The following is a 16,537-nucleotide window of genomic DNA, read 5'->3' on the forward strand; positions in this document are numbered from 1 at the left end:
GCGACGCAGCTGGGTCCACGTCGAGACGTCTTAACGACTAGAATCAACTCTGATGGCTGTCGATACGCATAGGACGCCTGATGCTCCGACCGGTGATCCCTCCGGTCGTGACCGAACACAGGCTGAGGGCAGGGGATGGCTGTATCGGGCAACCTCGATTTGGGCATTGGCGATCGGATTCATCGCGGTGACCATCATCGCCGCCGGCCCCATGCGGGTCTTCGACTACACGCTCAATCGGCGCTGGCTCTACCTCTTCAACCCTGATCTGGTGTGGTTCGCCCAGAATGTTCTCGACAGTATCGCAGGTCAAGCGGTTTGTCTGCCCGTTTTGGCGATCGTGGCCATCGTGCTCTCACGCCGCACCCAGTCCTGGCGTCCGATCGGATTCGCCTTGGCCACCGAGGCGGCTTTCTTCATCGGAGTCGGCGGCCTGAAATTCCTGCTCGCGCGGCCCGCAACGACTCTGCACGACCCGAGGTTCTTCCAAGGAGGGCTGCTCGAGTTCGGCGACCGCGGGATCAGCTACCCTTCGGGCCACACCTCCGAGGCGGTGCTCGTCTACGGGGCGGTTGTCTATCTCATCGCCAACTACAGCGGCGCGTCGAGGCAGCTCGTACGAGTTCTGTGCTGGGTGGTGGTCGCGATCACCGCGAACTCCGTGGTGGTCTCGTTCCTCCTGGGCTGGCATTGGATCACCGACCTCATCGGTGGGCTCCTCGCCGGTGGTCTGTTCCTGCGCATCCTGGTGCAGTACGACACCCGTGCGCGCCGCCGGCTGCAACGCCGGGCGAATACGGTGGCAGCTTCACCATGATTCCTCGCGTGTCCTAATCGGTGTGCCGGCTCGAGGCTGTCTCAGCTGTGCGCTCAAGCCTCCTGCTGAGTTTGAGACCCCGCTGGGCCCAGTCGATCTCACTCCGTGCCCGCGCGGCCAGACCCTCATAGGCGAACTTTTTGTACTCGATGGTGACTTCACGGTCCTCCTCGGCCGTGACCGCCAGACGACGGTTGAGCATCGGGGACTCGAGGGCCTCGATCGTGGCGATCTCGTCTTCCCACACCTTGAGTTCGCCCTGCCAGTGCTCGATGTGCCCGCGAAGGAAATCGCAGATCGCCTCCTGGTCCGCCGACTCCAGATAGGCCGCCCTCAGGTGTGCGGCATCACGCGTGCGTTGGTACTTCAGCGGAGAGTTCATCCAGTCGAGGAAGGCCCGCTCCCCCGCCTCGGTGGCATGGTAGACACGGCGCCTGCCGGCGGTCCCACGGGTCTGCTCCTCGGCGACGACGAGTCCTTCTGTCGCCATCTTCCGCAGTTCCGGATAGATCTGCGAATCCGGCGCATGCCAGACATGGCCGACGGACTGGGAGAATTGCTTGGCCAGCTCGTAACCGGACATCGGCCCGATGCGCAGCAGCGCGAGCAGAGCACTTCGGAGACTCATCGTGGTTCCCTATCATGCGAATCAGCGAGGGGCCCGGGCCTGCTGCCCGGGCCCCCTCAGACTACAGCTCTCAAGCGTTTCGGCCGGTGCGCCACCCACCGCGGTAGGTCTGACGCGCAACGGTCGAGTACGGCACGGGGCTGACGACAACGCCGACCTCGGTCTGCTCGTGCTTCTCGACCGAAGCCTTCGACGTGCCGCCGTCGGGCTCGCCCCAGACGACCTTGAGCTCGGCACCCTCCGGCACATCGGGGTCGACCGTGGCCAAAGACAGGCCTCGGCGCTCGTTGGCCGAATAGCCCGTGAACATCGAGAACCCGACGACATTGCCGTCGGCGTCGACGACCGAGTCGTAGTTCGCCGACCCGTAGTTCGCCAAGGGCAGGTCGAAGTACTTGTAATTCGGCCCATCGACGTTCAGCGGTGAGGTCAGCACCGAGCCCAGGTCCTCGGCATCCCAGGCCAGAGTCACCTTCCTGCGCTGCTTGTCCGGGTCCATGGCTTCCAGGGCGCTGCGGCCGATGAAGTCGTGATCGAACTTCACGAACGACCCGTAGCCGAGTTCCCACGGGGTCAGGTAGTAGTCCTCGATGTCGTCGGAGACGAACGAGCCGGCCAGGGTGCCCGTGGCTTCGTAGCTGTCGGCGCCGAGCCATTCGCGGTACCCACGCTCGGCCTCTCCGGTGTAGATCGCCGGCAGAGGTGAGGGGATCCAACCGGATTCCAGGGTATTCGACGGGTAGGCCCGGGATCCGACGGGCAGCAGACCGAACTCAGCGCCGGCCTCGACGATGGCGTCGCGGATCTGATCATGGTCCTCATAGGGCCCCCAGACTTCGAGACCTGGGGCTCCGGCCATGCCGTGGCGCAGTGTGCGGACCTGCTTGCCGGCGATGGTCATGGTTGACATGTTGAAGAAGCGCAGCTTCTCGAGTTCGCCGCCGTTGAGCTTCTCGATGATCGACCAGGCGTTGGGGCCCTGGATCTGGAAGCGGTAGTAGCGGCGGCTGACCGCGTGGCCGTAGGGCCGTGAGGGTGAGCGGCGGTCGACCTCGATGTCGAGGTTCGGGTAGCCACCGGTCTCTGCGTGGTAGAGCAGCCAGTTCGATGCGGGCGAGCGCCCCACGTACACGTATTCATCCTCGGCCTCGTGGAAGAGGATGCCGTCGCCGATGACATGGCCGGAGGAGGTGGTGGGCACGTACTGCTTGGCCTTGTTCACCGCGAAGTTGGCCACCGAGTTGATCGCGGTGTCGGATATCAGCCTGATGGCGTCAGAGCCTTTGAGGAACACGTTGTCCATGTGATGTGACTGGTCGTAGAGGACGGCGGTCTCACGCCATGCCTTCTGTTCCTTGATCCAATTGGTGAAGTCGGCGGGTACGACCGGATAGATGTAGGACCCGATCTGCGAATTGCGCAGATGCTCGACAGGGTTGGTGGCATCGAGGATCTGCTGGAGATTGTCGCTCATGGTGGTGGAACCTCTCTGTTCGTGTCGTTTCTCTGACTGTCGGATGGTGAGGTGGAGAGCGCTCGTCGGCTCTGATTCCTCAGGTCTTCACTCTGAAGTCGCGGATCCATTCGGCGGTGGTCGTGAGTCCGCCGAATGTGTAGAAGTGCGCCTTCACCCCCGAGGATTCTCCTATGATGGAGTCGTAGGCCGACAGGTCGGTGAGGAATCTGTCGGGACCGGCGGTGCCGAGGAGGTTCGTCAGCGAGAACCCGTACTTCTTCGCGATTCCGGCACTGGTTCCCACACCGAATCGACGGGCGTATCCGAGGAGGCGTTTGATGCCCGCCGGCCCCGGGGTGCCGATGCGGATCTCGGAGTCGATACCGCGGGCGCGCACCTCGTGGACCCAGTCGGCAACCTGCTCTGCGTCGAAGCCGAATTGGGTGAGCACCACTTGATCGAGGCCCTGCTCAGCCAAGGACGAGTTCTTGGCCGCCATGTGCTCCCAGAGGGTGTCGCTGCTGATGTCGGGGTGGCCTTCGGGGTAACCGGCGAGCCCGACCTCTCGGACGCCGTACTCCTGAAGGATGCCCGTGCGGATGACGGTGAGCGAATCGGGGTACGGCCCTTCGGGCGTTGCGGGGTCCCCTCCGACGATGAAGACGTGTTCGCTGGCTCCCGCCTGCTGCAAGGCGTCGAGGAATTCCCTCAGATCGGCCTCCGAAGCCAGTCTGCGGGCGGAGACGTGGGCGACGGGAACGAACCCGAGTTCGAGCACTTCCTTGGCTGCTTCGACGCGCATCTCCAGGTTCTCATTGCCGAGGAAGGTCACGTTGACGCGTGTCCCCGGCGGAATGGCGGAGGCGGCCTGCTGAAGGTTGGAGACGTCTTTTCCGGTCATCTCAAGTGAGAAGTCGTGGAGTACGTCTGTTGCAGAATTTGCGACCACGGGGCGGTTCCTTTCGTGAACACTGCGGTGGGTTCGACGCTGCGGTGGGGTCAGCACTCGGGTCGGTGTGTGAGATCACTCTACGCACATCCGTTTACCTATGTCCATAGGCAAAAGAAGTCTTCGGTCACCGTCACTCGGGACACTTGAATGCGCAGAACCATTGCCCGAGCCTCCTGGCGCTGATAATGTGCCTGACATCACGCTTTACCTATCGTCATAGGTATCTGGACTCATCATAGGTATCCGCACCGTCGCGGATGCCGCCCCATCACAGAATCGGAGCACGCGGTGGACCTGCGCGAACGACTCGACGCCTCTCGAATGTCTGGCTATCAATGGCTGATCGTCGGCATCTGCACCTTCCTCAACGCCCTGGACGGCTACGACGTGCTGGCCATCTCCTTCTCCTCGAACCAAGTCAGCGAAGAGTTCGCTCTCTCGGGAACGGTTCTCGGCCTCGTCATGAGCGCGGCGCTGCTGGGGATGGCCATCGGCGCGCTCGTCCTGGGACCCGTCGCGGATCGAATCGGGCGACGGAACATGACCGTGATCGCTCTCATCGTCAATACCTGCGGGCTGTTCCTCTCCGCCACCGCCACCTCGGCGACTCAGCTGGGCATCTGGCGCGTCGTCACGGGACTGGGGATCGGCGGCATCCTCGTCGGGACCAATGTCATCTGTGCAGAATACGCCTCTCGGAAGCGACGTGGTCTCGTCATCAGCATCTACACGGCCGGGTACGGAATCGGCGCGGCCGTCGGCGGGTCCGTGATGGTCACGCTCATCGCCACCTATGGGTGGCGTTCGGTCTTCGTCCTCGGAGGCTGCCTGGCGGCGGTATCGCTCGTCCTCGTGCTGCTGCTGGTCCCCGAGTCCCCGTCCTACCTCTATAACCGACAGCCGAAGAACGCGATGCCCAAGCTCGAGACGATCGCCCGCAGACTGGGCCATCCCGCCCCCGTCGACCTCTCCGGCTCCTCGGCGGCCCAGCAGGACGAGACGGCCGACTCGGGTCTCCTGTCACTGTTCAACGCACGCAACCGACGGGCCACCTTCGTCGTCTGGGCAACGTTCTTCATCGTCATGTTCGGCTTCTACTTCGTCAACTCGTGGACGCCGCGGCTCATGCACGAAACAGGGCTGACCGACACCCTGTCGATGATCGTCACCGTCGGGCTGACCTTGGGCGGGGCCATCGGCTCCGTGGTCTTCGGTCTCTTCACCGGACGGTGGTCGACCCGGTCGGTGCTGATGTGCTTCTCCATCGTCGCGGCGATCCTCATGGCCGTGTTCATCTTCACGGCGCAGTGGATCGTTCTTGTCATCGTCGTCGGTGTGCTGGTGGGCATGTTCAGCAATGGGTGCATCGCCGGCCTCTACGTCCTCACGCCTCAGTCCTACTCGGCTTCACTGCGGTCGACCGGCGTGGGCTGGGGAATCGGCATCGGTCGCTTCGGTGCGATCATCGCCCCGACCGCCACGGGTGCGATGCTCGATGGCGGGTGGAGTCCGCAGGCGATCTACGTCTTCGTCGGTGTCGTGCTTCTGTCGGCGGCAGTGGTCCTGCTGGGCATGCGCGGAGTCGACGTCGAGGCGAACCGGCGGCCGGAGGTCAGACACACGACTGCGGCGTGAGGTTCGCGGGCGCGGGTCGGCTCCGATTCAGATGACGGGCTTCAGAGGACCTGGAAGATGTCGATCCTCACGCCGTTGGGACTGCGCACTCCGCTGCCGATGAACAGAACGTCGCTCATCCAGGCGTAGGGGCCCGACCGATCGGCGCTCAACCTGGGTACGCACCGAAAGTAGATCCTCCCCGGATCGACATGCTCGCCGCTCATGAGCTTGCTGAGGTCGCTGCTGCTGCCTGTGCGCAGCGCTCGGTTTTCGACGAGGACATGGTGCCCGTCATCGGTCCTGAGAACATAGTCGGCGGCGAGATGGGCAACGGTATCGGTGGGGTACTGCTGGAAGTCGGCACCGGCGTCGAGGACGTCTCCGCTGAGCCCCGGGCCGCTGACCCGTCCGCCGCGGATGGGGACGACCTTGCGCAGACCATCGACGGTGCTGCCGATCGTGATCGGTGCGTCCACGTCGACGTCGATGGTCGCCAGGTACGACAGACCCGGTGGCGCTACCTCATCAGGGCCCGGGTCGATCGGATCCTCAGGCGTCGCTGTCATAGACGTGCCTCCTCATTCTCATCGGCAGGAGTTCCCACGCTGGCAGGGGTCTCGGTCTTGTCACGTGCGCTCACGCATCGAAGTCGGCACAGCCTTCGCGTGCCCGGTCGAGCGACTCCAACTCCACCGCGTATCCCACACCGTCACCGACAGACCGTTCGTCGCGGTCTGCTGCAGCGGCGGGCGGCTCAGCTCGGCAGCCGATCAGTAGTGTCCTGGCGGGTCGCTGGCGGGGAACGACTCGTCCTCCCATTCGTCGACGATCCTGTCGTCGTGCTCGTGGCGGCTCTGTTCGGATTCGGACATTCCTGCGAAACCGCTGCTCGCCTCGGCGGGCGTGGTTGAGGACTGGTCCTGCCCACCCTCGGACTGAGGATTCTCAGACATGGCTGCACCTCCTCTCGGCTGTCGGTGCATACGTCCATCATGCACCCGCGACCACCTCGAGCGATACGGTCCCGCAGCGACTCACAGACTCCGACCGTCGCCGTCGGCCCGAAGCGGGGTGATCTCCAGATAGGTTCCGCAGCGCCACACCCATTCCAAGGGGCCGAAGCGCAGCCAACGCAGCCACAGCATGGAGATCACGCACTGGACGACGACGACACCGAGCCAGAAGCCCAACGCGGCGAGGGCCGACAGCCGGCCGGGACCGACGAGAAGCGGAAGGATCGTCACACAGATGACGGTCTGGCCCAGATAGTTGCTGAAGGCCATCCGCCCGTAGAAACGCAGGAAGGACAGCCCTCTCTGCGCCAACGGCAGGCGCAGCAGCAGAATCAGACCGGTGATGTACATGAGACCGGGGATCATCGCCGTGCGGAAAGCGACCTCATGTGCCGCTTCCGTCCCGGTCCCGGCAGTGAACGACCAGATCCAGACAGGCAGGGACAATACCAAGCCGATCCCGAAGATCCAACCGACCGGCACGCGAGTACCCGCGGCGAACAGCCCGCGCTCGGCCAGCCAGAACCCGAGAACCATATGGCCCAACGTACGACCGAACTCCAAGACCAGGAGCAGTGCCCCGGGAATCTCGATGCCCACCGATGACAGCGTCGAGAGCATGTGCAACGCGTCAGGAATGATCGCCGCAGCGATGCCGACCGTGACGAGGACCGACCTCGGCACAAGCGTCAGCAGGAGAAGAACGAGTGCGAGGCAGCCGTACGAGGCGAGCACGTCGATGCCTCCCAGTGCGGAGTTGACCGCGCCGGCGACGATGAGGATGAGCATGCGTCGGATGTAGACCCAGGTCGAGCGTCCCTTCGCCGTCAGTCGGGACAAGAAGATGAAGACTCCTGTGCCGAAGAGGAAGGCGAAGACGAAGTGGAACTTCCCCAGAGCGAGGACGTCGATAACCTGCCAAATCACGGCATCGACGCCGTGAACCGCCTCGTCCTGGCCGGCCCTGTTGAGGAAGTAGGTGATGTTGATGAGCAGGATCCCCGCGATGGCGATGCCGCGGATGACGTCGATCGAGACGATGCGATCCGTCGGTCGGGAGGAATCGGGCCGGTGAAGAGAGGTCTCGGCAGAGGATGAAGCGGTCATGATCGCCGACGGTACCAGGCACACGCCCCATTTCAACAACCCGTGTTGCATTCCCGTCTGACACCGCTCCGGCATCGGAGATCTCAGCTCGGTCCGGTCGGCTCCGGAGTACCATGGAGTCCACAGACGAGCCGAGCAGAGCGAGGTGTTGAGACATGACTGATGAACACGAGCGGCCGAGCAAGCAGGATCAGCGAAAGGCATCGGAGAAGATCAACGACAAACTCGACGAGGTGGCTTCGAAGGCGAGCGGACCGGACGTCTCGTACGGATCGACTCCTGGATACGTCGAGGCAGACGTCGAGGAGGATGCCCAAGAAGCCGCCGATCATGAAGGCGTGAAGCTCTACCGCAACCCCGATGGCTCACATGAGGCTGTCGACGAGTCGAAGATGGCTCCGGAGATCGGCTCAGACGACTGACACGATGAGGCAGCAGAGAAGAAGTCCGGCGTCCGGTGATATCTGATCACCGGACGCCGGACTTCTCGCTTCAGCGGTCAGTACCAGGAGACGTCGTCCTCGTCAGGGCAACCCCTCATCAAGGGCAGCCCCTCGTCAGGAACGGTCCCTCGTCAGGAACCGGCAGGCGTGAAATCCGTGCTGCCGGCGAACTCGGGGCGCGGCTTCGGTGCGGCGAAGGGCTCGACGCACGCGTTCTCCACCGAGTTGTAGACGATGAAGATGTTCGACCGCGAGTACGGTGTCACATTGCCGTTCGAGGCGTGCATGCAGTTCGAGTCGAACATCACCGCACCACCGGCGGGGCCTTCGAGAACATCGATGCCGTACTCATCGGCGAAGTCGGTCAGAGTCTGCGGATCGGGCGTGCCCGCCCCCTGCATGACCAGCGACTTCTTGTAATTGTCCTCGGGTGTTCCACCGACGCAGCTGATGTAGCGCTGGTGCGAGCCGGGCATGATCATCAGCGGCCCGTTGAACGAGTAGTTGTCGGTCAGCGACAGCGACAGGCTCACGGCACGCGGTTCGGGCATGCCGTCCTCGGCGTGCCAGGTTTCGAAGTCGGAGTGCCAGGAGAATTCCTTGCCGACGAAACCGGGCTTGTAGTTGATGCGGCTCTGGTGGATGTAGACCTCGGAACCCAGCAGCTGCTGGGCACGGGCCACGACTCGAGGATCGTTGGCGATCTTGCGGAAGATCTCGTTCGTGCGGTGAATGTCGAAGATCGACCTGACCTCGTTCGACTTCGCCTCGACGATGGTCGCCTCGTCGTCCTTGGTCTTCGGATCGTTGGCCAGCCGGTGCAGCTCGGCCTTGAACAGTTCGAGCTCCTCAGGTGTGATGAGCTCGTCGATGGCGATATACCCCTTGTCGTCATAATGCTGCAACGTCGCCGCATCCAGCGGTCCCTGGTCGGCCGAGCCGTATGCGATCGGTCCCCGGCGGTCGAGGACTTCTGTGGTCTCGCCGGAGCGGGTGGGGTAGCGATCCGTGGTTGTCGACGGTGAAATTACTGTCATCGTTCTCCCTTCCTCGGATGAATGCGAATGCCTCGTCGCTCCGAAACCGATTTTGAGGGGAACGACAAGGACATTCCGCTTGTATCGTCACCGTAGCAGGGGGATTCATTCGGTGAAACCCCTGGCCGGGGACCTGCAGATCGTGCGATCGGCCCGTCCTTGAGACAGGCGCACCTCCCCCTCTCACGTGCATTAGCATCGCCGTAGCCACGGCGTTCGCACGGTGGTGCCGAGACTGGCACCACGGCGATCTCGTGGCTCGTGCACGGTGTTGTCGTGACCCCGTGCTGTGCCCCTCCAAATGAATCGTGCTGTGTCCCTCGAACTGAAAGGCAGGACTGATGTCGTCCCTCGCTGACTCCGATCTGCAGTCTCCGAATCCGCCCGGGCCCTTGTCGAAGTTCGGCGGCGTTCTGCGCAACTACCGGTTTCCGCTGTTCATTCTCACCGGCGTCGTCATCGGCGCGATCATCGGGCTGATCTTCGGCGAGCGGGCAACGGTCATCAAACCCTTCGGAACGCTGTTCATCAACATGATGTTCACCCTCGTCGTCCCGCTCGTGTTCTTCTCCATCTCCTCGGCGGTCGCGGGCATGTCCTCGGCCAAGCGCCTGGGAAAGATCATGGGCAGCATGCTCGGCGTCTTCGCGATCACCGGCATCATCTCCTCACTGGTCATGATCGTCGCCCTGTGGTTCACCGGTGCCACCGAGGGCGTCCAGGTCGAGATGACACAGCCGGAGGACGTCGAGGAGGTCGGGTCGATCGGCGATCAGCTCGTCCAGACCTTCGTCGTCGATGACTTCTCGAAGATCCTCTCTGCCGAGCACATGCTCGCCCTCATCGTCTTCGCCGTCATCGTCGGCATCGCGACCAGCGGCATCGGCGAGAAGGGCAAACCCTTCGCCGCGTTCCTGACCTCCGGCACCGAGGTGTTCCTGAAGTTCACGTCGATCATCATGTACTACGCTCCGATCGGCCTGGGCGCCTACTTCGCGGCGCTGATCGGTGAGCTCGGGGCACAGCTGGTCGGCGACTATGTGCGCGCCTTCCTCGTCTACTACCCCGTGGCGATCGTGTACTTCGTCGTCGCCTTCACGCTCTATTCCTTCCTCGCCGGCGGCAGGCGCGGGATCCGAGCGTTCTGGTCCAACATCATCGAACCGACGGCGATCTCGCTGGGCACGTCCTCCTCGGTCGCGGCGATCCCGGCCAATCTCCGTGCGGGCAGGCGCATAGGCGTGCCCCGCGACATCCGGGAGACGATCGTCCCCATCGGAGCGACGATCCACATGGAGGGCTCGAGCCTGTCCGCGATCCTCAAGATCGCGTTCCTCTTCGCCGTGTTCGGCCGCGACTTCTTCACCCCCGGCAACATCCTCATCGGCATCGCCGTGGCGCTGCTGGCCGGGATGGTCATGGCCGGCATCCCCGCCGGCGGGTTCATCGGCGAGCTGATGATCATTACGCTCTACGGCTTCCCCGCCGCGGCCCTGCCGATCATCCAGATCATCGGCACAGTCATCGATCCCCCGGCCACCACCGTCAACTCGGTCGGCGACCAGACCAGTTCCATGATGGTCGCGCGCATCCTCGACGGGAAGGACTGGATGGACAAGCCCGATGATTCGGAGGAGGTCGACAATGATGACATCGATCCGAATGACGCCGAAGAGTTCAGGTCCGGATCGATCAGGCCCGAATGAGCCGACACCCCCGCCGAGGCGGCTGTCCGACGAAAATTCTTGATCACGATCGCATTTCGAACGTGAAGTCAAAAGCATCCTTGTGCGTTCCATAATCGATCTATATGACGAAAACTCTGCGTCTATGTCGATTCTGCGACATCACTGCAATGATAGGTCCACAGACTCTCAACAGTCTCTGTGGATTCCCTCAACAACTATCCGTTGGTGCTCACCTGCAGCGACGATAATCGACGAGATCGATGACGTATCACTGACAGTCACTCACACTTACTGTCACAGCAGGAGGCAATGACGCTATGAACACCACCATTCGCAATCGCGCAGCAGCACTGTCAGTCGCTGCGGTCGTCGGCGTCGCGGGAGTCGCGATCACTGGCGGATCCGCGCTGGCATCAACGAACTCTCCGACAGATTCTGGGTCCAGCGCCGAGGTCAGTGGTGCCGTCGCTGCGCACAGTGATGGCTATCCGGCGAATGCGTCCGGCTACGCGGATGAGCTCGTGAGGGCGTGGGCTGTCGGTTCCGACGCCGCAGTCGGTGAGTACGCCACACCCGACGTCGTCGAAGCCTTGTCCGAGCATGGTGACGAGCATGCGACTCAGTGGGATCGCGTCGCCGCAGACGGGGCCGCGGAATCGTCATCCGTGGTCTATAAGAACACGGCCACCGGTGAATTGCTGACCTTCGACGTCGACAACGAAGCCGCCACACATGGCGACCACCCGGCGGTTCACCATGTCCAGTTCAAGGACCGCTCGCAGCCGTCTCACTGAGCCTGGCACCAGCAGTTGGCAAGTAGACTCGGGAGATATGGTCGACCTGAACACACTGCCCCGCCGCCACTACACCGAGGGGCCCACCCCGCTCGAGCATCTCGGAGCCTTGAGCGCCGAGCTGGGCGGGCCGCAGATCTGGATCAAACGCGATGACCAGCTGGGCCTGACTCAGGGCGGGAACAAGACCCGCAAACTCGAGTTCCTCATCGCCGAAGCCCTGGCACAGGGAGCCGATACGCTCGTCACGGTGGGCGGGGTGCAGTCCAATCACTGCAGGCTCACACTCTCAGCGGCTCGTCACGAAGGACTCGAATGCCATCTCGTGCTCGAGGAGGACCTCGGCGCCGATGGGAATCCGGTGCCTGCGGAGGCCGGTGGCAATCCCCCGGATCACACAGGCAATTTCCTGCTCTTCGACCTCCTCGGCGCGGATTCGACCGAGGTCCTTCCCCACGGCAGCGACCTGGTGTCGCGGGTGCACGAGCTCGCCGACGACCTCAGGGCGCAGGGGAAGAAGCCCTATGTCATCCCGGTGGGCGGTTCGAACGTCACCGGCGCGCTGGGTTATGTCGACTGTGCCCAGGAGCTGCTCACCCAATTCGCCGAGGCGGACCTCGACGTCACATCGATCGTGGCCCCGAGCGGTTCCGCAGGGACGCAGGCAGGACTCGTCGCAGGTTTCCACGGTGCCGACAGTCAGCTCCCGGTGATCGGCATCAACGTCAGTCGGACGCAGAAGGACCAGGAACCGAAGATCGTCAACCTCGTCGACGAGGTGGCGGCTCTCCTCGAGCTCCCGCCCGTCCCCCGTGAATGCAGCGTCGGTCTGGGCGACTACTTCGGCACCGGGTACGCACTGCCGACTCCCGGGATGGTCGAGGCCGTGCGCCTCTTCGCGAAGACCGAGGGAATCCTACTCGATCCCGTCTACACCGGCAAGGCGGCCGCCGGTCTCATCGATCTGATCAGACAGGGGCGCTTCGGCCCCGAGGACACCGTCGTCTTCATCCACTCCGGTGGAGTGCCCGGACTCTATGCCCGCGCGGGAGCGTTCGCCTAGTCTGGGGTCCCTTGACCAGTACACAACGATGCACCTGACAATGTCATCCGACGGAGGGAAACACCATGACAGTCTCGACCGCTGATCTCTGGGACGAACGCGGACCAGAACTCAACTCGATCGCCCTGAACTTCGGCGACTTCGGGGCCAAGGACTCATTCTCCGGACCCGCCCGCACCGTTCGCTGCTTCGAGGACAATGCCCTGGCGAAGTCGACACTGTCCCAGCCCGGTGACGGTGCCGTGCTCATCATCGACGGCGGAGGGTCGATCGGGACGGCGCTCATGGGCGACATGATCGCCGAGCTCGCCGTGAGCAACGGCTGGGCCGGAGTCGTCATCAACGGAGCGGTCCGCGACCGCGTGGCGCTGTCCTCAATGGGCCTCGGCATCAAAGCGCTGGCGAGCAATCCGCGCAAGAGTTCCAAGACCGGGGCGGGCGAACTCGACGTCACGGTCGAGATCGGCGGGGCCACGATCCGCCCCGGTGCCATGGTGTTCGCGGATCCCGATGGTGTCGTCGTGGAGAAGTAGCCATGCCCGCCCCACTGCGGCAGATCTGCTTCTTTCCCGACTGACAGTGCTGCTGGGAAGAGGGCGACCGCGTCCTCGACCTGCTGCGCTCAGAAGTCGACGACATCGCCATCGTTCTCGGCCAACGGCGCTACAAGCGACTGTCGATCATTACGGTGACAACAACCCTAATGCGACTGGTGCCCGCCACTCGTCGTCGAGCGCACACACTCCAATTCAAACCTAAACTATATTCGCAGTATGATCTGGTCATGACATCAGATCTTCAGGCGCTTGCAGCATGGACCTTCACAGCCGAATGCCCCATTCCCGATGACCTCGGTCCCGTTCTTGTGAACGGTGAAACACCGATCACCGCGTTCAAGACCATCCGCGACTCGGCCGTCTTCACCAACAAGAGGCTGATCATTCGAGATGCCCAGGGGCTGACCGGGAAGAAGGTCGAGATGTACTCGATTCCGTATTCGTCGATCACCATGTGGTCGAGCGAGAACAGCGGAAAGCTTGATTTCAATGCCGAGCTGGAACTGTGGACCCGCGCAGGTCATCTGAAGATCAAGATCGGCAAAGGACTGGACGTCCGACGCCTCGACAATCTCATCGCACAAGCCGTCATCGGCTGAGCAGACGACAGTAGGGCCTCCTTCCGAAGGTCTTTGCACCAGCCTTTCCGGTGGATCGACTGGTAGCTGACGTACTGGCTCAGGCCCTCGACGCCGTATTCGACGCCGAGACCGGAGTGATGACGGCCACCGAAGGGCGCGTTGTGGTTCGAGCCGAAGAAGTTCACTCCCACCGACACCGAATCGACCTGCTCGGCAACTGCCTGGGCACGGTCAGCGTCGGCGCCGAAGACGATGCCACCCAACCCGAATTCTGTGTTGTTGGCCAGGTCGATGGCTTCCTCGAACCCGGCCGAGTCGTCGTATTGCAGAATCGAGATGACGGGACCGAAGGCCTCCTCGGCACAGATGCACACCTCGACATCGACCGCTGCAGGTAGGCTTCGCGGACCCACGGTTCTCTGAAGGGAGGCAGCGCTGTCAACCGAGCCGCCTGCTCATCTCAGCGATGCACGGAGTCAAAGTCCTGATCGGCCGACTCCCACACCGTATCCGCCTCAACGGGGGAATCGTCCTTGGTCATCGCTTCCACGGTCTCGGCACTGTAGATGTATGACCAGGTACCGGTGTCCGTGCTGCCGGTGACCATGAGCACGTCATAGTCGAACGTCGCACTGCCGGCGGCCTGGACCGCATCGGCAGTGGCCTTCTTATCGGTGTTCAGCATCCCCTCGGACGGGAATTCGACGTGCAGGCGATCGGCGTCCGTCTCATGCGCGAAGTCCGGGTTGCTCTCGGATTCTCGGTGGACATGGGCGTCGTCGATGGTGTTGTTGAGGAAATCACCGACTTCATCGGTGCTGTCGAAGTCACTGCTGGGCACCTCGGCGGCCTGTCCGGCCTCTATGTCACTTGTCTCCGACTCGGGTGAACTGCAGCCGCCGAGCGCAAGGGCGAAGGCCACGATCAGAGCGGAGGCGCCCCGAGGAACAGACATCATAAACCCACCCTATCGATTCCGGGCCAGCTCTTCGTGCCCCGGGTGTCTCCGGACTGCATCGGCCCGAGCAGAACGACTCAAGACCCACTCATGAAGGGCTCTACGGCATCAGAGCAGCACCTCGATGAGTCGCGGACCGGTATCAGCCACACCCGCACGGAAATCACGATCCAAGTCTTCGATCGTCTCCACCCGGGTCGCCGGCACGCCCATGCCGCGGGAGAGGGAGACCCAGTCGATGGCAGGGTTGCCGATGTCGAGCAGAGATTCGGCCTTCGGACCGAAGTCGGGAACGCCGACATTGGACATCTCATTACGAAGAATCTGATATTTCCGGTTGGCGAAGATGAGGACGACGATGTCGAGCTGCTCGCGGGCGTAAGTCCACAGAGACTGCGGGTTGTACATTCCCGATCCGTCGGATTCCAAGACGATGACCTTCCGATCGGGGCTCGAGATCGCCGACCCGGCACCGACCGGCAGCGCCCACCCGATCGACCCGCCTGTGCCGCCGAGGTAGTCGTGGGGTTGCGAATGCGCCGTCTGTGCGTAGAAGTCGCGGCCCGTGGTGATGGACTCGTCGACGACGATGGCGTTCTCCGGAATCGAACCGGACAGCCAAGCCGCAAGCTTTGCTGCGGTGATGGCGCCGCTGGGCACGGGAGCAGTAGCCAGCTCCGCACGCAGGGAGGACCGGTCACGTGAACCGCCGGCCGCCTCGGCGAGGGAATTTCCTGTCGGGCTCGACCCGACCGCATCCTGCAGAGCCTCGAGCGCCCGCAATGAGTCTGCACCGATGGGACTGAGCGTGAAGAATGTGGTGCCGGGGGCGGTCAGGACGCTGGGCTTGTCCGGGTAGGCGAAGAAGGCCACGGGCGGTTTCGCGTCGACGAAGATCACGGCGTCGAAGTTCTTCAGCAGTTCGACGGATGGCTCGACCGGATAGGGAATCTTCGTCACCGTCGGCCGACCGGCGCCGCGTTCGGTCCGGGCGGCGAACGTCTCGGCCAGCAAGGTCGCACCCGTTGCCTCAGCGATCTGCGCGGCTGCCTCGAGCTGCGCCGAGCGCAGGGCACGCCCGCCGAGGAGGATGGCAGTGCGCGGGCCCGCATCTCTCAGTCGTGCGGCAGCAGCGTCGATCTCGGCCGCATCGCCGGCCAGCGGGGTGGGCGCGATCGCTTCTGCCGGCCGTGTGTACTGATCTGCCGTGTTCCACGCGGTGTCGGCGGGAAGGATGAGGGAGCTGATCTGCCCCGAGAGGCTGTAGCCGATGGCATCGGCGGCGTCCTCGGCGATCGAATTCGCCGATGGTGAGGTGCGCACCCAGTCGCTGAATGGTCGCAGCGCACCTTCGATGTCGGAGGTCAGCGGCGCGTCGAGCCCGCGATGGTAGCCGGCGTGATCACCGATGATGTTGACCATCGAGACTCGGGCGCGCAGAGCGTTGTGCAGGCTGGACAGACCGTTGGCGGCACCGGGGCCCAGATGCAGCAGTGTGGCCGCGGGTTTGTCGAGCATCCGCGAGTAGCCGTCGGCGGCTCCGGTGACGACTCCTTCGAAGAGTCCGAGGACACCTCGCACGTGAGGCTGCCGGTCCAGTGCCGCCACGAAATGCATCTCCGAGGTACCGGGGTTGGCGAAGCAGACCTCGATTCCGTTGTGCCCGAGCGTCTCCAGCAGGCTCTCCGCACCGTTCATGCCTTCATCTCCTTCGAAGTCGGTCATGGAGTTCTCCTCCATGGACAGCAGTTGACTCCGTGGTATCACACCCGAAGGCTCCGGTGCCGGACCGTCTGAATCGATGCCGCTGCTCGGCGCTGCTTGCG

At 63.3% G+C, this 16,537-nt stretch carries 18 protein-coding genes; 8 read left to right on the forward strand and 10 right to left on the reverse strand.

Translation table 11 applies throughout. The annotated features are described in order from the left end of the window. The first annotated feature begins 52 nt into the window (after positions 1 to 52). Positions 53 to 817, forward strand: coding sequence for a phosphatase PAP2 family protein (locus tag BKA07_RS15355; RefSeq protein WP_245161977.1), 765 nt, complete (start codon positions 53 to 55; stop codon positions 815 to 817). 13 nt (positions 818 to 830) lie between these two features. On the opposite strand, the gene BKA07_RS15360 is transcribed toward BKA07_RS15355, so the two are convergent. The 3 genes from BKA07_RS15360 to BKA07_RS15370 form a co-directional block, all read right to left on the reverse strand. Next, the gene (locus tag BKA07_RS15360) at positions 831 to 1,445 is read right to left on the reverse strand and encodes a PadR family transcriptional regulator (protein ID WP_167951651.1); all 615 of its coding nucleotides are present in this window, start codon (positions 1,443 to 1,445) and stop codon (positions 831 to 833) included. Positions 1,446 to 1,515: 70 nt separating this feature from the next. Continuing rightward, a complete protein-coding gene (gene ligM / locus BKA07_RS15365; RefSeq protein ID WP_167951652.1) occupies positions 1,516 to 2,919 on the reverse strand; it encodes a vanillate/3-O-methylgallate O-demethylase in 1,404 nt (467 codons plus the stop codon). 79 nt (positions 2,920 to 2,998) lie between these two features. Beyond that, positions 2,999 to 3,850, reverse strand: a complete 852-nt coding sequence (locus BKA07_RS15370; RefSeq protein WP_342449093.1) for a methylenetetrahydrofolate reductase — start codon at positions 3,848 to 3,850, stop codon at positions 2,999 to 3,001. A gap of 291 nt (positions 3,851 to 4,141) precedes the next feature. Here BKA07_RS15370 and BKA07_RS15375 point away from each other — a divergent pair, with 291 nt between their 5' ends. Beyond that, positions 4,142 to 5,488: an MFS transporter gene (locus BKA07_RS15375; protein ID WP_167951653.1), complete on the forward strand. Its 1,347-nt coding sequence runs from the start codon at positions 4,142 to 4,144 to the stop codon at positions 5,486 to 5,488. Between the two features lie 41 nt (positions 5,489 to 5,529). Here the strand turns inward: BKA07_RS15375 and BKA07_RS15380 are convergent, their stop codons facing one another. The 3 genes from BKA07_RS15380 to BKA07_RS15390 all read right to left on the reverse strand — a co-directional run bounded on the left by BKA07_RS15380 (position 5,530) and on the right by BKA07_RS15390 (position 7,590). Continuing rightward, positions 5,530 to 6,036: a DUF3237 domain-containing protein gene (locus BKA07_RS15380; RefSeq protein WP_167951654.1), complete on the reverse strand. Its 507-nt coding sequence runs from the start codon at positions 6,034 to 6,036 to the stop codon at positions 5,530 to 5,532. 204 nt (positions 6,037 to 6,240) lie between these two features. Continuing rightward, positions 6,241 to 6,423, reverse strand: coding sequence for a hypothetical protein (locus BKA07_RS15385; RefSeq protein WP_167951655.1), 183 nt, complete (start codon positions 6,421 to 6,423; stop codon positions 6,241 to 6,243). A gap of 81 nt (positions 6,424 to 6,504) precedes the next feature. Then, positions 6,505 to 7,590: a DUF418 domain-containing protein gene (locus BKA07_RS15390; protein ID WP_167951656.1), complete on the reverse strand. Its 1,086-nt coding sequence runs from the start codon at positions 7,588 to 7,590 to the stop codon at positions 6,505 to 6,507. A gap of 155 nt (positions 7,591 to 7,745) precedes the next feature. Between BKA07_RS15390 and BKA07_RS15395 the strand changes: the two genes are divergently transcribed. Then, entirely contained in the window at positions 7,746 to 8,012 is a 267-nt protein-coding gene (locus BKA07_RS15395; protein WP_167951657.1) for a hypothetical protein, read from the forward strand. 152 nt (positions 8,013 to 8,164) lie between these two features. Here the strand turns inward: BKA07_RS15395 and thpD are convergent, their stop codons facing one another. Further along, positions 8,165 to 9,070 carry an ectoine hydroxylase gene (thpD, locus tag BKA07_RS15400; protein WP_167951658.1) on the reverse strand — a complete coding sequence of 302 codons (906 nt, stop codon included), beginning with the start codon at positions 9,068 to 9,070 and terminating at the stop codon, positions 8,165 to 8,167. Positions 9,071 to 9,411: 341 nt separating this feature from the next. On the opposite strand from thpD, the gene BKA07_RS15405 reads away from it, so the two are divergent. From BKA07_RS15405 to BKA07_RS15425, 5 genes are all read left to right on the forward strand, one after another. After that, a complete protein-coding gene (locus BKA07_RS15405; protein ID WP_167951659.1) occupies positions 9,412 to 10,776 on the forward strand; it encodes a dicarboxylate/amino acid:cation symporter in 1,365 nt (454 codons plus the stop codon). 299 nt (positions 10,777 to 11,075) lie between these two features. Continuing rightward, complete coding sequence (locus BKA07_RS15410; RefSeq protein ID WP_167951660.1) at positions 11,076 to 11,552, forward strand: hypothetical protein; 477 nt, start codon at positions 11,076 to 11,078, stop codon at positions 11,550 to 11,552. A gap of 37 nt (positions 11,553 to 11,589) precedes the next feature. Then, the gene (locus tag BKA07_RS15415; RefSeq protein WP_167951661.1) at positions 11,590 to 12,615 is read left to right on the forward strand and encodes a D-cysteine desulfhydrase family protein; all 1,026 of its coding nucleotides are present in this window, start codon (positions 11,590 to 11,592) and stop codon (positions 12,613 to 12,615) included. 65 nt (positions 12,616 to 12,680) lie between these two features. Beyond that, complete coding sequence (rraA, locus tag BKA07_RS15420) at positions 12,681 to 13,148, forward strand: ribonuclease E activity regulator RraA (protein WP_167951662.1); 468 nt, start codon at positions 12,681 to 12,683, stop codon at positions 13,146 to 13,148. A gap of 251 nt (positions 13,149 to 13,399) precedes the next feature. Then, on the forward strand, positions 13,400 to 13,771 hold the full coding sequence (locus BKA07_RS15425) for a PH domain-containing protein (RefSeq protein WP_167951663.1): 372 nt from the start codon (positions 13,400 to 13,402) through the stop codon (positions 13,769 to 13,771). Here the strand turns inward: BKA07_RS15425 and BKA07_RS15430 are convergent. From BKA07_RS15430 to BKA07_RS15440, 3 genes are all read right to left on the reverse strand, one after another. Beyond that, positions 13,693 to 14,166 (reverse strand): aldehyde dehydrogenase family protein, encoded by a 474-nt coding sequence (locus tag BKA07_RS15430; protein WP_167951664.1) that lies wholly within the window; start codon positions 14,164 to 14,166, stop codon positions 13,693 to 13,695. The genes BKA07_RS15425 and BKA07_RS15430 overlap by 79 nt on opposite strands. Positions 14,167 to 14,213: 47 nt before the next feature. Beyond that, positions 14,214 to 14,711, reverse strand: a complete 498-nt coding sequence (locus tag BKA07_RS15435) for a hypothetical protein (protein ID WP_167951665.1) — start codon at positions 14,709 to 14,711, stop codon at positions 14,214 to 14,216. 108 nt (positions 14,712 to 14,819) lie between these two features. Further along, the gene (locus tag BKA07_RS15440; protein WP_209043996.1) at positions 14,820 to 16,436 is read right to left on the reverse strand and encodes an acetolactate synthase large subunit; all 1,617 of its coding nucleotides are present in this window, start codon (positions 16,434 to 16,436) and stop codon (positions 14,820 to 14,822) included. Positions 16,437 to 16,537 lie beyond the last annotated feature (101 nt).

Source organism: Brevibacterium marinum, from assembly GCF_011927955.1.
Classification (GTDB): Bacteria; Actinomycetota; Actinomycetes; order Actinomycetales; family Brevibacteriaceae; genus Brevibacterium; species Brevibacterium marinum.